We start from the raw sequence: 17,499 nt of genomic DNA, 5'->3' as shown, positions 1-17,499 counted from the left end.
GTCTGCGGGAGGTGGACCGGGCATGGGCAGAGCGGTACCCGACACGCACGGCGAGATCCTCGCCGCGGCGGCGCGGCAGTTCACGGTGACCGGCTACCGGGGCACCTCCCTGCAGGACATCGCCCGGGAGGTCGGCTGCTCCAAGGCCACCGTGCTCTACCACTTCGCCAACAAGGAAGCCCTGCTCGCCGAACTGATGGCACCCGCGATCGAGGTGCTTCGCAGCCTCGACGACCAGCTCAACGGCCTGACCGGGGCTGCCGCCCAGGAGGTCGCCGCACGCGGCTTCGTCGACCTCGCGGTGCGGTTCCGACAGGAGATCGCCGTACTGCGCGGCGAGTTCCCGGAACTGCTGTGCCAGCCCGCCTTCGCGCACATCCAGGAAATCTCCGACCGGCTGCGGGACGCCCTCGCCGGGCACTCCGACCGGCCAGGCGCCCGGATCGCCGCGCTGGTGCTGCTCGCCGGCATCTCCGAGGCGTGCGCCGAGTTCGCCGACATCCCCGACGACGAACTGCGCCTCGCCCTGCTCACTCTCGCCCGGCGGGCCGTCGAACCCGTCGACGTACCAGTGCCCCATTCACCCACGACCGAGGACAAGGACTCCTGATGGCCACCCTGCTCTACCGGCTCGGCCGGGGCGCGTTGCGCCGGCGACGGCTCGTCGTCGCGCTCTGGCTAGTCGTACTCGTCGTCGCCGGCCTCGCCGCGGCGACCCTGCGCGGCCCGACGGCGAGCAACTTCACAATGCCCGGCACCGAGAGCCAGCGCGCGCTCGACCTGCTGGCCGACCAGTTCCCCACGGCCAGCGGCGCCACCGGCACCATCGCGGTCAAGGCGCCCGCCGACGGCCAACTGGCCACTCCCGAGGGCCAGGCCGTGGTGCAGGAGCTGGTCCAGGAGGCCTCGACGCTGCCCGGCGTGGTCGGCGCGGTCAACCCGTTCCAGGTCGGCGCGGTCTCGCCCAACGGCCGGTACGCGCTGGTCCAGGTTCAGTTCGCCACCGGCGGCGACGAGGTGACCGACGAGCAGCGCACCGCGTACGAGGAGGTCGGTGCCGCCGTTGAGGCGAAGGGTTGGCAGGTCGCCCCGGGTGGCGAGGTGCTGGGTGGTGAGCCGGAGATCGGCTCCACCGAGGCGCTCGGCGTACTGGTCGCCGCGATCGTCCTGATCATCACGTTCGGTTCACTGGTCGCCGCCGGAATGACCATGCTCAACGCGCTGATCGGCGTGGGTGTCGGCATGGCCGGTCTGTTCGCGCTGAGCGGCGTCATCGAGTTGACCAGCACCGCGCCGATCCTGGCGCTGATGCTCGGCCTCGCCGTCGGCATCGACTACTCGTTGTTCATCACCTCCCGGCACCGACAGAACCTGCTCGAGGGCCTGTCCCCGGAGGAGGCGGTCGGCCGTGCGGTGGGCACCGCCGGTTCCGCGGTGGTCTTCGCGGGCGCCACGGTGGTCATCGCCCTCGCCGGCCTGGCCGTGGTGAACATCCCGTTCCTCACCGTGATGGGTCTCGCCGCCGCCGCCACTGTCACCATCGCTGTACTCGTGGCGATCACCCTCCAGCCCGCACTGCTCGGCTTCGCCGGCCACCGGGTGCTCCCGCGCAAGCTGCGCGCCACTGTCGAATCGGCCGCGCCGGGCGAGCCGGTGGGCCAAGAGACGCTGCCGGTCGAGGACCGCTCCGGGTTCGGCTTCCGCTGGGCACGCTTCGTCACCCGCTTCCGGGTGCCGGTCATCCTGGTCGCGCTGCTCGGCCTGGGGCTGCTCGCGCTGCCCACGCCGGACATGCGACTGGCCCTGCCGGACGCCAGTACGGCGACGGAGGGCTCCCCGGCCCGGGTGGCGAGCGACCTGACCACCGAGGGCTTCGGTCCGGGCTTCACCGGCCGGCTCGCGGTGGTCGTGGCGGGCGACGACGCGCAGGCGACCGCAGCCGCGGTGCCGCAGGTGACCGCGATGATCCAGCGCACCGAGAACGTCCTCGCGGTGGCACCGCCGCAGCTGAGCCCGGACGGCCGGACCGCCCTGCTCGGTGTGGTACCGAAGACCGGCCCGACCGACGAGGCCACCGAGACCCTGGTGCACGACGTCCGCGACGCGGTCGGCGGGGTGCAGGGCGCCGAGGTGCTGCTCACCGGCGCCACCGCCATCGGTATCGACGTCTCGGAGAAGCTCTCCGACGCACTGCCGATCTACCTGCTGCTGGTCGTCGGGCTCTCGGTGCTCCTGCTGATGCTGGTTTTCCGCTCGCTGCTGGTGCCGCTCAAGGCGGCGCTGGGCTTCCTGCTCACCGTGGCCGCCACGTTCGGCATCACGGTGGCGATCTTCCAGCAGGGCCACCTCGCCGACCTGGTCGGCCTGGACACCCCGGCCCCGCTGGTCAGCTTCCTGCCCATCCTGCTGATCGGCATCCTGTTCGGGCTGGCCATGGACTACGAGGTGTTCCTGGTCTCCCGGATGCGGGAGGACTTCGTGCACGGCGACACCGCGCGTGAGGCCACGATCAGCGGCATGGGCCACGGTGCCCGGGTGGTCACCGCTGCCGCGCTGATCATGATGTCGGTCTTCGGCGGCTTCGTGTTCCTCGAAGACCCGATCATCAAGTCGATGGGCTTCGCGCTCGCCATCGGCGTGGCCATCGACGCGTTCGTGGTACGGATGACCATCGTCCCGGCGGTCATGTCCCTGCTCGGCGACCGCGCCTGGTGGCTCCCCCGCTGGCTCAACCGGGCCCTGCCCAACGTGGACATCGAAGGCGAAGGCCTGCGCACCCACCTGGAAGACCGCACCCCCACGCACGTCTGACCGCACCACCCCGGTCGATCATGGAGTTGTGGTGCCCGTCGTGCCCCGATCAGGGGCCTTCGTCCAGCACCACAACTCCATGATCGACGCCAGCGGGCGCGGGTCAGACTCCTGCTGGGTACGTTTCCATCTCGCCAGGGGCCGCTGGCACCGGTAGCGGGTGCAGGGCCGTGGTGTCGTCGCACCAGATGAAGGCGTCGTACCGGTCGCCGAGCCGGGTGGGCACGTAGTTGCCCCAGGACTCGAACGACGGGTCGTAGACGACCCCGATCGCCCGGTGGTCAACGGTTTCGGTGACCCAGCCCGGCTGATCGTCGCCGCCGAAGATCAGCACCGCCCGCTCCGGCATCAGCTCGTGCAACCGCCGCTCGACCGAGCCCTCCCGAGCCGGGGGCACCACCATCGCCTCGGGCGGCGAACCCCAGCGGGGTGCGGCGATCACTGTGCCCCGGTAGCTGCCGAAGCCGACCAGGGCCACCGCGTCCTCGCCGTGCCGCTCCCGGGCCAACTGACCAATGTTGACCATCCCGTCGGCGGCCATGTCGGTGGCCCGCGCATCTCCGACGTGCGTGTTGTGCGCCCAGACGACGCCCCGGGCGTCCGGGCCGTACCGGTCCAACAGCCGGTCCAGGGTGTCCTGCATGTGGGTGTCGCGGATGTTCCACGAGTCCGGCCCGCCGGCCACCATCGCCCGGTAGTAGCGCTCGGCGCCGGCCACCACCTCCGCGTTCTGCCAGGCCGAGAAGCGGTCCGGGCCGTCGGAGAGGGCGTGTTCACGGGTCCGGGCGAGCAGGCGGACGACCTCCTCCTCGCACCGGGCGGAGACGAAGCGGCTGGCCGCGCCGTACTCCTCGACCCTCTTGCCGTACGGCTCGAAACACCGGTAGGCGTCCTGCGCCGCCTCCAGCGACTTCGGGTCCTCCTCCCCCAGGTAGTCGAAGATCGCCTGCATCGACTCCCAGAGGCTGTACACGTCGAGGCCGTGGAACCCGGCCCGTTGCTCCTCCGGCAGCTCCAGGTTCCAGGCCCGCAGCCAGCTGGCGAACCGGGCCACCTCGGCATTGGCCCACATCCAGGTCGGCCATCGCTCAAACTGGTCGAGTGCGAGCTGCGGTTCGAGCGCGCCACCCGGCGCGGCCGTCACCGACCGGTGCACCCGATCGCAGTCGGGCCAGTCACCCTCCACCGCGACGAAGGAGAAACCACACTCCGCGATCAACCGGCGGGTGAGCTGCTCGCGCAACCGGTAGTAGTCGTAACTGCCGTGGGTGGACTCGCCGATCATCACCACCCGGGCGTTGCGAACGCGCTCCAGCAACGGGTCGAAATCGCTCGGCGCGCCGAGCCGCTGAACCAGCATGCCAGCGGCTACCCGACCGCCGCTGCGGCAAACCGTGCGCGCGTCGCGGGCCGACACGCCGGCCGCCGGGCCGTCGTGGGCTCCGACCAAGCCGGTGTACGACCACCGCGAGCGGGTAGCCGGCCGACATGACCGTCACCGGGGTTCAGTTGCAGGAGTATTTGGCCGGGCTCGACTACCCGGTCTCCCGGGAGGACCTGATCCGCTGGGGTCAGGAGAACGGGGCCAGCACGGCAATGTTGCAGATGCTCCAGGCCCTAACACCCGAGCAGTTCAACAATCCGGACGAGCTGAACGCCGCCCTAACCACCCCCACCTAAACCCAGCCCCGCCCCGCCCCGCCCCGCCCCGCCCCGGTGATCATGAGGTTATTGCCATCCACCACGGCGTGTCGCGCCGCTAACTTCATGATCACCGGGGCGACGGGCAGGTGCGTGGGGTGGGGTGGGGTTTGTTAGGGGAGGGGGATGGTGCGGGATTCGGTTCGGGCGGTTTCGGCGGCGGCGAGGATGGCGACGACCTCGCGGCCGAAGCGGACGTCACAGCGGTGGTCCCGGGTACCCGCCCGCACCTGCTCGACGAGTTGGTCGATGGCGACGCCGAACGCCGTGGCGGCGTCGTTCTCGCCGAACGGGACGTTCTCGATGCCGTTCTCGCCGTAGAACACGAACTCCCGGGCCATCGACTCGGTCGGGGCGTCCAGGGAGAGCGAGGCGCTGCTCGTGGCACCGCCCTCGTGGGTGAGCAGCAGATGCACCATCCCGTTCGGTCCGTCCATCGCCGCCACCTGCGTCACCCGGCCCAGCACCGGCAGGAGGATCGAGAGCGCGTGCGGGGCGATGTCCCAGAGCGCACCGTGCTCCCGACGCCACAACGAGCCGCCGTACGGGCTGCCGTCCTGGAAGATCGAGGCGAACGCGGTGGTCCGGCCGTGCTGCCAGCCCCCGGCGGCGGCGGTGGCGGCGAGGAACGCTGTCACGTTGGGCTGGAACCGCTGGGTGAAGAAGACGACCGAGGCGACCCCGGACTCCTCGGCGGCGGCCACGACCCGGTCGGCGTCATCCACGCTGAGCGCCAGCGGCTTGTCCAGCAGCAGGTGCCGACCGGCGCGGGCCGCCCGGACCGCGATGTCGGCCTGGATGTCCGGCGGCAGGGCGACGGCGATCGCCTCGCACTGCTCGATCAGCGCGTCGACGTCGGCGTAGGCGGGCACCCCGTACCGCTCGGCCAGCGCGGAGGCCCGCTCCGGGTTGCGACCCCACACACCGACCAGCTCCGCGTCGGGATGGGCGTGCAGCGCCTTCCCGTGCGTCTCGATCGCCCAGTGACCGGTGCCGAACAAGCCGAACCGCAGCACGTGTACCTCCGCTGTTTCCCCGCACCGCGACAACGCCACGGACGTGATCCACGCTAGTCGCCCGGGCGGCCGGAACGGCGGCGGGTTCGACCAATCGAAGCAGCTCACCTTGCATTTCCGGGTCGGTGGTCGAGCTACCCGCCCGGCTGTCGGTGAACAGCGGTCCGCTGGCACCGCCCGCCGCTGTCGGCAGCGTCAGGTCCGATCACCGCCAGACACACCAGGTACGGCGGGGCAGTCTCGACGGCATGCGGAGCTCGGATTCAGCGATCACCAGCGGTGTCGTGGCTTTTGAACACTGGTACGACTTCACCGAGGGCGGCCCGGTGCACCGCGCGCTGCTGCCGTTCCCGTCGACAGCGCCCGCCCCGTTCGAGGTCGCGCGCTGGTCGGTGGCCCCGAACACCGCCAACGACCTGGATGTCCACCGCTCCCGTGAGGTGTGGATCATCGTGTCCGGGACCGGAACCCTGACGTTCGCCGACCAGGCGCGTGTCCTGCGGGCCGGCGACGTCGCGGCGTTCGACAGCAGGGTGCCGCATCAGATCCGGAACGACGGACCGGACCCGCTCCTCGCCGTCTCCGTCTACTGGCTGCAAGCAGGCGACTGACGCCCAGTGGGCACCGGGGGCCGCGGACCCCTCGACGGGCGCGCGTCACACGCGGAGAGGCAGGGCACCCCTTTACTACGACGGTTAGTAGGCTGTGCCGGTGACCGAGGCAACGACCGGGTGGTGCCGGTGACCAGCGTGGGCGCCGATTCGCCGGTGGACGGGATCGTCGCGGCAGTGCCGATCGTGCTGTCGCTGCTCGTGGCGGTGTGGGCGCTGGTGGCTGCGCTACGCCACCGGCCGCCGGACCGGGTGCAGTTCGTCGGTCTGGCCGTACTCGAAGTGGCGTTGCTGGTGTTGAGCGTGCTGGCGCTCGTCGCGGTCGGCGGCGGGGATCGGCCTGGCGAGCCCGGCGCCTTCTTCGGCTACCTGGTCACGCTGGTATGTCTGCCGCCACTGGCCTGGGTGCTGGCCCGGATGGAACCGACCCGCTGGGGCTCGGCGATCGTGTGCGCGGTCTGCCTGGTGGCCCCGGTGGTGGTGGTCCGGTTGCAGCAGACCTGGGAGGTGCTCGGTGGTTGAGACAGGATCGGCTCGGCAGCGCACGAACTCCGGCCCGGGGCGGCTGCTGATCGCCGTCTACCTGCTCTTCGCTATCGCGGCGACGAGTCGGGCAGGTTTGCAGATCGCCACCAAGTTCGACGAGGCGCCGGTGGCGTACCTGCTCTCCGGGGTGGCCGCGCTCATCTACATCGTTGCGGCGGTGGGGTTGGCCCGAGCCGGGCACACCGGTCGTCGGGTCGCGCTGGCGTGCTGCTCGGTGGAGCTGGTCGGGGTGGTCGCGGTCGGCATCCTGAGCCTGGTCGACAAGGATCTCTTCCCGGACGAGACGGTCTGGTCGCAGTTCGGCAGCGGGTACGGCTACATCCCGCTGGTGCTGCCGGTGCTCGGCCTGATCTGGCTCTGGCGCACCCGCCGCGCACCCGCCTGACCCGGCGACGAGGGCGCCGGCTTGTCTGCCGGAGCGCCCTCGTCGGGAGTACGGGTCAGTCCCGTGGGCCGCCCGCGACGTAGATGACCTGGCCGGACACGAAGCCGGCGCCCTCGCTCGCCAGGAACGAGATGGTGTGCGCGACGTCCTCCGGGCGGCCAGGGCGGCGGACCGGGATCTCGGCGGCGGCGTGCTTCTGGAAGTCGTCGAAGTCGACCTTCATCCGGGCGGCGGTGGCCGCTGTCATGTCGGTGACGATGAAGCCGGGTGCGACGGCGTTCACCGTCACCCCGAACGGACCCAGCTCGATGGCGAGCGTCTTGGTGAAGCCCTGCAGACCGGCCTTGGCGGCGGCGTAGTTCGCCTGGCCCCGGTTGCCCAGCGCTGAGGTGCTGGAGAGGTTGACGATCCGCCCCCACTTCCGGTCCACCATGTGCTTCTGGGCGGCCTGGCTGAACAGGAACGCGCCGCGCAGGTGCACCCCCATCACCGTGTCCCAGTCGGCACTGGTCATCTTGAACAGCAGGTTGTCGCGGAGCACACCGGCGTTGTTGACCAACACCGTGGGCGCGCCCAGCTCGGCGGCGACGCGGCTCACCGCCGCCTCGACCTGGTCGCGGTCGGACACGTCGGCGCCCACCCCGAGCGCCCGGCCGCCGGCCCCGGCGATGGCGTCCACCGTCTCCTTGGTGGCCGCCTCCTCGATGTCGACCACGGCGACGGCCATTCCGTCGGCGGCCAGCCGTCGGGCGGTGGCCGCGCCGATGCCGCGTGCGGCTCCGGTGACGATGGCGACGCGGGACTCCTCCGACATGATTACCTCCCGGTAACTTGGGGTCGATCGGAGGAGCTTAACCTCAACAGGCCGACCCTCGGCATAGGCGAATCCACCGGTATCCGTGGCCGGAGACCTTGACCGCGCCGAGCTTGCCCAACTCTCCGTAACCACGGTCGGCGAGCACGTCGATGGGCAGGTCGGCCTCCGGCTCGAGGCTGCTGAGGTCCACCTCGACGTCGTCGGTGCCGAGGTTGTGCACGAAGACCATCGTTCCGGTCGGCCCGTCGGCCCGGTGCGCGAGCACTCCGGCCGGCATCGCCACGTCGATGTGGGTCGTCGAGCCGGACCCGATCTCCGGGGCCTCCCGCAGCGTACGGATCATCCGCTCGAACCAGGCGAGCAGCGACTTGGCGTCGCCGCGCTGGGCCGTGACGTTGACGCTCTGATAGCCGAACTCACCCTTGTCGATCACCGGACGGACCAGCTTCTCCGGGTCCGCAGTGGAGAAGCCCGCATTCGGCTGGTACGACCACTGCATCGGCGTACGGATCGCCTCTCGACCGGGCAGCGACAGGTCCTCGCCCATCCCGATCTCCTCGCCGTAGCGCAGCACCGGCGTGCCGCGCATCGAGAACTGGAGGGCGTACGCCAGTTCGAGGTGCCGCCGGTCGTTGCCGAGCATCGGGGCGAGCCTGCGACGGATGCCCCGGTCGTAGATGCGCATGTTCTCGTCCGGGCCGAACTTCGCGTACACCTGGTTGCGTTGTTCGGTGGTCAGCCGGGACAGGTCGATCTCGTCGTGGTTACGCAGGAAGGTGGCCCACTGCCCGCCGACCGGCAGCTTCGGGGTGTCGCGCAGCGCCTCGATCAGCGACTCCGGGTCCTCGCGGGCGAGGGCGAGCATGAGTCGCCCGTTGAGCATGAAGTCGAAGAGCATGTGGATCCGGTTGCCGGAACCGCTGGCGTCGCCGAAGAACGTCGGCAGTTGGTCCGGCTCGACGTTCGCCTCGGCCAGCAGGACGGCGTCGCCGCGGCGCCACTGGACGTGTTGGCGCATCTCGGTGAGGAACTCGAAGTCCTTCGGGGAGTTCGGGTTGCCCGGCTCGGTCAGCTCGATGATGAACGGCACCGCGTCCATCCGGAAGCCGGAGACGCCGAGCTGGAGCCAGAACGACATGATCTTCTTGACTTCGGCCCGGACCTCCGGGTTGGCGAAGTTGAGATCCGGCTGGAACTTGTAGAACCGGTGGTAGAACCACGCCTTGGCGGTGCGGTCGTAGCTCCAGGTCTCCTTCTGCTCGCCGGGGAAGACCATGCCCTGGTGCCGGTCGGCCGGCTCGGTGTCGGACCAGAGGAACCAGTCCCGGTACGGCGAGTCCGGCGAGGAGCGGGCGGACTGGAACCACGGGTGCTCGTCGGAGGTGTGGTTGACCACCAGGTCGATGATCACGCGGATGCCCCGGTTCTGCGCCTGGTGCAGCAGCTCGGCGAAGTCGCCCAGGGTGCCGAAGCGCGGGTCCACGTTGTAGAAGTCGGTGACGTCGTAGCCGTCGTCGCGGTTGGGTGACGGGTGGATCGGGTGCAGCCACAGACAGGTCACGCCGAGGCGGGCCAGGTAGTCCAGCCTCCCGATCAGGCCACGGATGTCACCGACCCCGTCGCCGTCGGAGTCGGCGTACGTGTCGATGTCGAGGCAGTAGACGACGGCTTCGGAATACCAACGGTCACCCATGCCGAAGAAATCTCTCCAGTTGATCATTGCGGCAAACCAGCCGGGCTGACCGTCGACCGCCGTGGGTTACCGTGCCCGTCATGGAGAACGACCTCGTGCCGCCGAGCGAGTTGTTGGACTGGTCCCGGGGCAGCTGGCTGCACCCGCCGGTACGCGTCGAGGAGGGCCCGGTCGGCGAACTGGTCGTCGAGCCGGCCGCGGAGAGCGACTTCTGGCGGCGGACCAGTTACGGCTTCGTGCACGACGACGGCCCGGCCCTGCTGGCGCCGCTGCCGGTCGGCACCGCGATGGAGGTGAGCTTCCGGCTCGACTTCTCGGCGCAGTTCGACCAGGCCGGCGCGTTCGTCCGCGTCGACGAGCGGACCTGGACCAAGGCCGGCGTCGAGGTGAGCGACGGCGAGGCGCAGCTCGGCGCTGTGGTGACCCGGGAGTTCTCCGACTGGTCGGTGGCGCCCGTGCCGGAGTGGGCGGGCCGGGAGGTGACGGTCCGGGTCAGCCGGGCGGGTGACGCGGTGACCGTTCGCGCCCGGGTCGACGACGAACCGTGGAGACTGGTCCGGCTCGCTCCGTTGGACCCGACGGCGGAGGCCCTGGCCGGCCCGTTCTGCTGCGCGCCGTCGCGCGCCGGTCTGACAGTGGTGTTCACCGGTTGGCGGCAGGGTCCGGCGGACACCGCGCTGCACCCGGAGGTGTGAATCGGGCCCGGGTGGGTATGACCCTCCGATCCCCGACAGCCGACCGGAAGGACGACGATGGCGTACGCCCAGACTGGCGATCCGTCCGAATTCACTGGGTTGACCGGTTGGGTGGCCTCGGTGATCGAGGTGATGGGCCCGGTCGGGGTGGCGCTGCTGGTGGCGCTGGAGAGCATCGTTCCGCCGATTCCCAGTGAGATCGTGCTGGCGCTCGCCGGTTTCCTCGCGCACGAGGGCAAGTTCAACGTCTTCGTCGTGGTGCTGGCCGCGACAGTCGGTTCGCTTGTCGGCGCGTTGGTGCTCTACTGGCTCGGCGCGGCGCTCGGCGAGGAACGACTCAAGCGCTGGTTGGACCACATTCCCCTGGTGGACAGCGACGACCTGGAACGGGCCGACAAGTGGTTCGAGCGGCACGGCCGGTGGGCGGTGCTGATCGGCCGGGTGGTGCCGGTGGTCCGCAGCCTGGTCTCCGTGCCGGCCGGGGCCAACCGGATGCCGATGGGTGAGTTCATCCTGCTCACCACGATCGGCAGCGGCGTGTGGAACGGTCTCATCGTGGGGGCCGGTTACGCGCTGGGGAGCCGCTGGCAGGACGTGGCACGTTACAGCGACTGGTTCAACTACGCGATCGTCGCGGTCTTCGTCGTGATGGTGGTCAGTTGGGTGATCCGTAAGGTCCGCAAGCGTCGGGAGCGCGACGACCGGCGGTCGGTGACCGCCGGTCGCTGATCCGCTGTGCCGCTGGCGTTTCGGAAGGCCAGCGGGGTGGTCAGGGCAGGCTGTCCAGGTGCGGTCCCACAGTGTTGGCGAAGCCGTTTCCGTTGCTGACGTCCCAGTTCACCGACCAGGTCATCGCGCCCCGGATGCCCGGGTAGGTGCGCGGCGGGCGGAAGCTGCCGCAGTTGGTGCCCCGGGCCAGGCAGTCCAGGGCGGCGTTGACCACGCTGGGCGCGACGATGCCGCCGCCGGCCGCCCCAGCTCCGGCGGGCAGACCGAGGCCGACCTGGTCGGGGCGGAGCCCGGCCTCCAACTGGATGCAGGCCAACGCGACGATGAAGTTGACGGTGCCCTGGCCGTACGCGGCGTTCTGGTCGCAGCCGAGCATCGCGCCGGAGTTGTAGTACTGGGTGTTGACGACGGTGAGGATGTCCTTGATGTCGAGCGCCAGCTTGAAGTAGCCGCCGGCCGGGTTCTGCATGTCGATGGTCTGCGGCGCCATCGCGATGATCAGGCCCGATCCGATCTTGGCCCGCAGGGCGCGCAGCGCCTGTGCCATGTACGTCGGGTTGAGTCCGTTCTCCAGGTCGATGTCGATCCCGTCGAAGCCGTACCTGGCGATCAGCGCGGCGGCCGTGTCGGCGAACACGGTGGCCGAGGCGGCATTGTTCACCGTGACCCGGCCGGTCTCGCCGCCCACGGAGAGGATCACCCGCTTGCCCCGGCTGTGCAGGGTGCGGACGTCAGCGGTGAAGTCCGCGTCGGTGTAGCCGCCGAGCGAGGCGGCCAGTCCCGGGTCGACGCCGAAGGTGAGCGCGCCGGGCGTCGAGGTGGCCTCGGCGAAGGCGACCGCCACCAGGTCGTACTCGGTGGGGACGTCGCGCAGCCGCAGCTCGACGGCGGGGTTGTCGAAGTTGTGCCAGTACCCGGTGAGCAGGTGCTTGGGCAACCCACCGGCGGGTGGGTCGGTCGGCGGTGGGGTGGTCGGCGGGGGCGTCGTCGGCGGAGGCGTGGTCGTGGGTGGGGGCGTGGTGGGTGGGGTGCCGCCGCCGCAGGACACGCCGTTGAGCTGGCAGCCATTCGGCGAACCGGAGCCACTGGCCAGGAAGCCGAAGGAGACCGACGCGCCCGGGGCGACGGTGCCGTTCCAGGACCTGTTGGTGAAGGTGTGCCGCTGGCCGGTGGAGCTGAGCAACGCGTCCCAGTAGCTGCCGAGGGTGGTGCCGGACGGCAGGTCGAAGGTCAGGTTCCAGCCGTTGATGGTCGAGCTGCCGCCGTTGGTGATCGTGTACTTCCCCTCCCAGCCGGAGCCCCAGTCGGCGGTCTTGACGAAGCTGGCGGTGGCGCCGGCGGCGTACGCGGGCAGCGCCACCCAGGCCGCGCCGAGGGTGGCCGCGAGGGCGGCGACGAGGGACAGGACAAGGGATCTGGAGCGTTTCATGCGACCCTCCGGGCCCGGACGGGCATTTATGGACGTCAACGTTGCCGCTAATTATTAAGACAGTTAACTGTTTCTGTCCAGAGCACCCGTCGGAGAGGCCTGCGGGCGGCGGAGCACCGCCTGCTCAACTGCCGACCACACGCTCGTGGTGACCAGGTAGATCACCGCGGCGAGCGGCAGCACCAGCGCCACCAGCACCGTCGTGAACGGCAGCAGGGGCAGCAGCCGGCCGAGCGTGGCCGCCCCCGGCCCCTCGGTCGGCGTACCGGCCACCGTGCCCACCGCCGCCGACGCCCGCCGGGCCCGCCGCGACGACCACCAGGCCACCGCCAGCAACACCACCAGCAGTACGCCGAACAGCGGTCCGGCAGCACCGGCCAGCCCGTCGCTGAGATGGTGACCCAGCGGCACGCCGGCCAACCGCTCGTCCAGCAGCCCGGTGCCGCCCTCGCTGGTGGTGAACAAGCGGTACAGCACCAGCAGGAACGGCGCCTGGATGAGCAGCGGCAGGCAGCCGGCGACCGGGTTCGCGCCGGCCTCGCGGTACAACGTGAAAACTTCGCGCTGAAGCGTCGCCGGGTCGTCCGCGTACCGCTGCTGAAGCTCACGCACCTGCGGGGCGAGCGCCGCACGGCGCCGCTCACCGCGGACCTGCGCGATGGTCAGCGGCGAGATCAGCAGGCGGACGGCGATGGTGAGGAGCACGATGGCGGCGGCTGTCGCTCCGCCGCCGGCCAGTGGTTCGAGCAGCTCGGTGAGCCAGCTCAGCGCGCTGCCGGCAGCGGCGACAGCGTCGTGCAGTGGTGCGAAGGCAAGCATGGGAAACCCCTCGGTCCGATTCCGGTGAGGCCCTCCCCCGGGCGGCGTCCGCCCAGCAGGGGGCCGGTGACGGCGGGATCGGCCGCGCGGCGGCGAGGCGCTACGCGGCCGAGGGGTGCCCCGGAGCACGGGGACGAGGTCGACCTGCCGCATCCGGGTCGATCTGGCGGGGCATTCGGCGACTGCGGGAGCGGGCCCGCAGGCCGGCCGACCGCGGCCCGGCACCGGGCGCGCCCGCCCGGTCGCGCACCCGGGCCGCGAGCACCACCGCGAGCAGCACCAGGGCGGTCAGCGCGGCGCCCGCCAGCAGGTCGGCAGGGCGGCCCGCGAGCAGGGTGAGCTGGGCGAACGCGGACATCCACGCGACCCCGACACAGCCCAACAGCACCGGCACGGGCTCAGCATAGGACCCGCTGTCTCGTCACCCGGCCGAATCCGGCGGCCCGCCTTCGAGGACGACGTACCGCCGCCACGTTTCCCGGCATCGCCACGTTGGGTAACCAAGCGAAGGACCGACGCGGACGGACCGCGAACGGTAGAAACGGACGGGTGATGTCGATGACCGGTCAGGTGGCGGACGCGCTCAGCGACAGGGCTGCGGCCACCGGGTTGCTCACCGTGGGTGTCGAGGAGGAGTTCCTGCTCGTCGACCCGCACACCGGGGCTGCGGTTCCGGCCGTGGACCTCGTCATGGAGCAGGTGCCGGCCGAACTTCGCGGGCAGGTGGAGCGGGAGTTCCAGACCAGTCAGATCGAGATCGGCAGCCCGCCCGGCCTGGAGCTCTCGTCGATCCGGCACTCCCTCGGCGTACTGCGTAAGGCGCTCTCCGACGCCGCCGAGCGGGCCGGCGTACGCCTGCTCGCCATCGGTACCGGCCCGGTCGACGGCCCGGTGCCACCGGTGGTCGACAAGCCACGCTTCGACCGCATGATCGAGCGGTTCCGGCTGCTCGTCCCCGGCCCCGGCAACAACGGCATGCACGTCCACGTCGGGGTGCCCGACCCGGACACCGGCGTGCAGGTGCTCAACCACGTACGGCCGTGGCTGCCGATGCTGCACGCGGTGACCACCAACTCGCCGTTCTCCCGGGGCGAGGACACCGGCTACGCCAGTTGGCGCTCGGTCGAATGGGAGCGCTGGCCGTCGGTGGCGCCGACCCCGTTCCTGGAGTCGCACGAGCACTACCAGCGGCTGATCCGCCAGTTGATCTCCAGCGGGGTGATGCTCGACGAGGGGATGCTCTACTGGTACGCCCGCCTGTCGGCGAAGTACCCGACAGTCGAGCTGCGGATCGGCGACGTCTGCCCGTCGGTGGACGACGCGGTCCTTGTCGCCGCGCTGGTCCGGGCGCTTGTCGCCACCGCCATGGCGGATGTCGAGGCCGGCCGACCGGCGTTGCAGACCGACCACCACCTGCTGGTCGGGGCGCACTGGCGGGCCGCCCATGACGGCCTGGAGGGCGAAGCCGTCGACGTCACGAACGGTGAGCTGCGCCCGGCCTGGGAGCTGTTGGACCGGTTCGTGGAGCGGATGCGGCCGGCGCTGGAGCAGCACGGCGACTGGGCCGAGGTGAACGACCTTCTGGGCGGCTTGCGCCGGCACGGCAGCGGCGCGGCGCGGCAGCGTGCGGTGTTCGAACGCACCGGCCGACTCACCGACGTGGTGCAGGACGTCGCACGGCAGACCCGCGGCTGATCACCGCGTGACAAGATGAGCCCGTGGCGCAACGGCTGATCGTCATCGGCGGGGACGCCGCCGGAATGTCGGCGGCGTCCCAGGCCCGCCGCCGCCGTGACCGTGGCGACCTGGAGATCGTGGTCTTCGAGCGGGGCAACTTCACCTCCTACTCGGCGTGCGGCATCCCGTACTGGATCAGTGGCCTGGTGCCCGGCCCCGAGGCGTTGATCGCCCGCGACCCGGAGACGTTCCGCACCGAGTACGCGATGGACGTCCGGATGCGCCACGAGGTCACGGCCATCGACCTGGAACGCCGCGAGGTCGTGGCCCGGGACCTGACGGGCGGCGGCGAGGTCCGCGAACGCTTCGACGACCTGATGTACGCCACCGGCGCGGTGCCGGTCAAGCCGTCGTGGGCGGTCACCGACGCGGACGGCGTGTTCGGCATGCAGACCCTCGACGACGGCGCTGCGCTACGACACTGGCTGGACGCCGACCCGCAGCCGCGCCGGGCCGTGGTGGTCGGCGGCGGGTACATCGGCGTCGAGATCGCCGAGGCCCTGATCCAACGCGGGCTCTCGGTGACCCTGGTGGAGGCGGGCGAGCAGCCCATGGCGACCGTCGACGCCGACATGGCCGAGCTGGTCACCGAAGCCATGCGCGGCCTCGGCGTCACCATCCGCACCAGCCTGCCGGTGACTGGCCTGGAACAGCGGGACGGCCGGGTCTCCGCGGTGGTCACCGCCGAGGGGCCGATCCCGACCGACGTCGTGGTCCTGGGCCTCGGCGTACGCCCCAACACGGCGCTCGCCAAGGCCGCCGGGCTGCCCCTCGGACCGACCGGCGCGATCCGGGTGGACCGCCGGATGCGGGTGCCCGAGCACCCCGGCGTCTGGGCGGCCGGTGACTGTGTGGAGACCCTGCACCGGGTCAGCGGGTTGCCGGTGCACGTGCCGCTCGGCACGCACGCCAACAAGCAGGGCCGGGTCGCCGGGATCAACATCGGCGGCGGGTACGCCACCTTCACCGGCGTGATCGGCACGGCTGTCACCAAGGTCTGCGACCTGGAGGTGGGCCGGACCGGCCTGCGCGAACGGGAGGCCACCGCCGCCGGCTTCGAGTTCGTCTCGGTGATCGCCGAGTCGACCAACCGGGCCGGCTACTACCCGGGCGCCCGGCCGATGACGGTCAAGCTGATCGCCGAGCGCCCCAGCGGTCGGTTGCTCGGCGCGCAGATCGTCGGCTGGTCCGAGGCGGCCAAACGGATCGACACACTGGCCGTGGCGCTGTGGAACGGCATGACGGTGGACGATATGACGCAGCTGGACCTGGGCTACGCTCCGCCGTACGCGCCGGTCTGGGATCCGGTGCTCATCGCCGCCCGAAAAGCGGTCGACGCGCTCGCCGCCCTCGACCGTTGACCCGCGCCCGCCGTGGAGGACCACCCCGTGACCCAGACCCCGACCCGACCGACAGTGCGTCGGCGTCCCACGATGGTGGACGTGGCCCGGCGGGCCGACGTCAGCCTGAAGACGGTCTCCCGGGTCGTGAACGACGAGCCGGTGGGGCAGGAACTGGTCGGCCGAGTGCTGGCCGCCATCGCCGAGCTGGGCTTCCGACGCAACGACATCGCCCGTAACCTGCGCTCCCGGCAGCTCAACGCCACCGTCGGGCTGCTGATCGAGGAGATCGCCAACCCGTTCTACGCGACCATCGCCAGCGTCGCCGCCGAGATCGCCGCCGCGCACGGCACCATGCTGATCACCGCGTCGTCGGAGGAGGACCCGGAGCGGGAACGCGCCCTGCTCCAGGACTTCACCCAACGCCGCGTCGACGGTCTGCTGGTGGTGCCGGCGGGCCTGGACCACTCGTTCCTGCGTCGCGAGGTCGAGCTGGGCATGCCTGTGGTGTTCCTGGACCGGCCGCCGCAGGGGCTGCACGCCGACGCCGTGCTGTTGGACAACCGGGGTGGCAGCCACGCCGGGGTGAGCGCGCTGCTCGACGAGGGGCACCGACGGGTGGGGCTGCTGCTCGGCGCGCCGAGCGTGCCCACCATGCGGGAGCGGCTGGCCGGGGCGCGGTCGGCGCTGGACGCTGCCGGCGTCGAACCGGACGAGTCGCTGATCCGCGAGCGGCTCGTCGCGCCAGAGGAGGCCGGCCGAGCGGTCGCCGCGCTGCTCGACCTCCCGGAACCACCCACCGCGTTCTTCTGCGCCAACAACCGGCTCACCGTCGGCGCGCTCCAGGAGTTGCACCGGCGGGGCAGTGACGCCGCGCTTGTCGGTTTCGACGACTTCGAGCTGGCCCACCTGATGCCCCGACCGCTGACCGTCGTCGCCTACGACACGAGAGAGCTGGCCAAGGTGGCCACCGAACGCCTCTTCCAGAGAATCGCCGGAGACGACACCCCACCCGACACGACGGTCCTCCCCACCAGGCTCCTAAAACGCGGCCTAACCTGACCCGCGCGCCCGCCTGACCCCCGCGATCTTGCACTTACTGTTGGCGACCTGCGCAGCAATGCGCCTTTCGCCGGGACAGAATGTGCAAGATCGCGGGGGCGGGAGTGG

The 17,499-nt window shown here is 71.0% G+C and carries 18 protein-coding genes; 11 read left to right on the top strand and 7 right to left on the bottom strand.

The genetic code is table 11. The annotated features are described in order from the left end of the window. Positions 1 to 22: 22 nt before the first annotated feature. Both ACGF3C_RS09665 and ACGF3C_RS09660 read left to right on the top strand, forming a co-directional pair. Complete coding sequence (locus tag ACGF3C_RS09665; protein ID WP_357225207.1) at positions 23 to 610, top strand: TetR/AcrR family transcriptional regulator; 588 nt, start codon at positions 23 to 25, stop codon at positions 608 to 610. Then, on the top strand, positions 610 to 2,811 hold the full coding sequence (locus ACGF3C_RS09660; protein WP_393220391.1) for an MMPL family transporter: 2,202 nt from the start codon (positions 610 to 612) through the stop codon (positions 2,809 to 2,811). The genes ACGF3C_RS09665 and ACGF3C_RS09660 overlap by 1 nt, the downstream gene beginning before the upstream one ends. A gap of 103 nt (positions 2,812 to 2,914) precedes the next feature. Here ACGF3C_RS09660 and ACGF3C_RS09655 read toward each other — a convergent pair whose 3' ends face one another. Further along, a complete protein-coding gene (locus ACGF3C_RS09655) occupies positions 2,915 to 4,171 on the bottom strand; it encodes an erythromycin esterase family protein (RefSeq protein WP_393220388.1) in 1,257 nt (418 codons plus the stop codon). A gap of 128 nt (positions 4,172 to 4,299) precedes the next feature. Here ACGF3C_RS09655 and ACGF3C_RS09650 point away from each other — a divergent pair, with 128 nt between their 5' ends. Beyond that, positions 4,300 to 4,491 carry a DUF2795 domain-containing protein gene (locus tag ACGF3C_RS09650; RefSeq protein ID WP_393220385.1) on the top strand — a complete coding sequence of 64 codons (192 nt, stop codon included), beginning with the start codon at positions 4,300 to 4,302 and terminating at the stop codon, positions 4,489 to 4,491. A 134-nt stretch (positions 4,492 to 4,625) separates the two neighbouring features. Here ACGF3C_RS09650 and ACGF3C_RS09645 read toward each other — a convergent pair whose 3' ends face one another. Next, positions 4,626 to 5,528, bottom strand: coding sequence for a Gfo/Idh/MocA family oxidoreductase (locus ACGF3C_RS09645; RefSeq protein ID WP_357225253.1), 903 nt, complete (start codon positions 5,526 to 5,528; stop codon positions 4,626 to 4,628). Between the two features lie 248 nt (positions 5,529 to 5,776). On the opposite strand from ACGF3C_RS09645, the gene ACGF3C_RS09640 reads away from it, so the two are divergent. The 3 genes from ACGF3C_RS09640 (at position 5,777) to ACGF3C_RS09630 (ending at position 7,070) form a co-directional block, all read left to right on the top strand. Further along, on the top strand, positions 5,777 to 6,139 hold the full coding sequence (locus ACGF3C_RS09640) for a cupin domain-containing protein (protein WP_393220382.1): 363 nt from the start codon (positions 5,777 to 5,779) through the stop codon (positions 6,137 to 6,139). A gap of 129 nt (positions 6,140 to 6,268) precedes the next feature. After that, a complete protein-coding gene (locus ACGF3C_RS09635) occupies positions 6,269 to 6,661 on the top strand; it encodes a hypothetical protein (protein ID WP_357235322.1) in 393 nt (130 codons plus the stop codon). Next, the gene (locus tag ACGF3C_RS09630; protein ID WP_355008104.1) at positions 6,654 to 7,070 is read left to right on the top strand and encodes a hypothetical protein; all 417 of its coding nucleotides are present in this window, start codon (positions 6,654 to 6,656) and stop codon (positions 7,068 to 7,070) included. The genes ACGF3C_RS09635 and ACGF3C_RS09630 overlap by 8 nt, the downstream gene beginning before the upstream one ends. Before the next feature lie 55 nt (positions 7,071 to 7,125). Here the strand turns inward: ACGF3C_RS09630 and fabG are convergent, their stop codons facing one another. Continuing rightward, positions 7,126 to 7,884, bottom strand: coding sequence for a 3-oxoacyl-ACP reductase FabG (fabG, locus tag ACGF3C_RS09625; protein WP_393220378.1), 759 nt, complete (start codon positions 7,882 to 7,884; stop codon positions 7,126 to 7,128). 43 nt (positions 7,885 to 7,927) lie between these two features. After that, positions 7,928 to 9,580, bottom strand: coding sequence for an alpha-amylase family protein (locus tag ACGF3C_RS09620; protein WP_357228261.1), 1,653 nt, complete (start codon positions 9,578 to 9,580; stop codon positions 7,928 to 7,930). 80 nt (positions 9,581 to 9,660) lie between these two features. Between ACGF3C_RS09620 and ACGF3C_RS09615 the strand changes: the two genes are divergently transcribed. Together ACGF3C_RS09615 and ACGF3C_RS09610 are read left to right on the top strand one after the other, a co-directional pair. After that, the gene (locus ACGF3C_RS09615) at positions 9,661 to 10,275 is read left to right on the top strand and encodes a DUF1349 domain-containing protein (protein WP_357228253.1); all 615 of its coding nucleotides are present in this window, start codon (positions 9,661 to 9,663) and stop codon (positions 10,273 to 10,275) included. Positions 10,276 to 10,332: 57 nt separating this feature from the next. Further along, positions 10,333 to 11,004, top strand: coding sequence for a DedA family protein (locus ACGF3C_RS09610; RefSeq protein WP_357228250.1), 672 nt, complete (start codon positions 10,333 to 10,335; stop codon positions 11,002 to 11,004). A 40-nt stretch (positions 11,005 to 11,044) separates the two neighbouring features. On the opposite strand, the gene ACGF3C_RS09605 is transcribed toward ACGF3C_RS09610, so the two are convergent. The 3 genes from ACGF3C_RS09605 to ACGF3C_RS09595 all read right to left on the bottom strand — a co-directional run bounded on the left by ACGF3C_RS09605 (position 11,045) and on the right by ACGF3C_RS09595 (position 13,646). Continuing rightward, positions 11,045 to 12,433 carry a cellulose binding domain-containing protein gene (locus tag ACGF3C_RS09605; RefSeq protein WP_357228246.1) on the bottom strand — a complete coding sequence of 463 codons (1,389 nt, stop codon included), beginning with the start codon at positions 12,431 to 12,433 and terminating at the stop codon, positions 11,045 to 11,047. Between the two features lie 63 nt (positions 12,434 to 12,496). After that, a complete protein-coding gene (locus ACGF3C_RS09600; protein WP_393220373.1) occupies positions 12,497 to 13,252 on the bottom strand; it encodes a YidC/Oxa1 family membrane protein insertase in 756 nt (251 codons plus the stop codon). A 100-nt stretch (positions 13,253 to 13,352) separates the two neighbouring features. Then, on the bottom strand, positions 13,353 to 13,646 hold the full coding sequence (locus ACGF3C_RS09595) for a DUF6412 domain-containing protein (protein WP_393220370.1): 294 nt from the start codon (positions 13,644 to 13,646) through the stop codon (positions 13,353 to 13,355). Positions 13,647 to 13,810: 164 nt separating this feature from the next. Between ACGF3C_RS09595 and ACGF3C_RS09590 the strand changes: the two genes are divergently transcribed. The 3 genes from ACGF3C_RS09590 (at position 13,811) to ACGF3C_RS09580 (ending at position 17,391) form a co-directional block, all read left to right on the top strand. Beyond that, positions 13,811 to 14,947 carry a glutamate--cysteine ligase gene (locus ACGF3C_RS09590; protein ID WP_357195599.1) on the top strand — a complete coding sequence of 379 codons (1,137 nt, stop codon included), beginning with the start codon at positions 13,811 to 13,813 and terminating at the stop codon, positions 14,945 to 14,947. 23 nt (positions 14,948 to 14,970) lie between these two features. After that, complete coding sequence (locus ACGF3C_RS09585) at positions 14,971 to 16,350, top strand: FAD-dependent oxidoreductase (protein ID WP_357231609.1); 1,380 nt, start codon at positions 14,971 to 14,973, stop codon at positions 16,348 to 16,350. 72 nt (positions 16,351 to 16,422) lie between these two features. After that, complete coding sequence (locus ACGF3C_RS09580) at positions 16,423 to 17,391, top strand: LacI family DNA-binding transcriptional regulator (protein ID WP_393220783.1); 969 nt, start codon at positions 16,423 to 16,425, stop codon at positions 17,389 to 17,391. Positions 17,392 to 17,499: the final 108 nt, after the last annotated feature.

Origin of the sequence: Micromonospora sp. NPDC047762 (genome assembly GCF_043204655.1) — a bacterium.
In the GTDB taxonomy this organism is placed as follows: Bacteria; Actinomycetota; Actinomycetes; order Mycobacteriales; family Micromonosporaceae; genus Micromonospora.
This window is presented reverse-complemented; position numbering and strand designations above follow the sequence as displayed.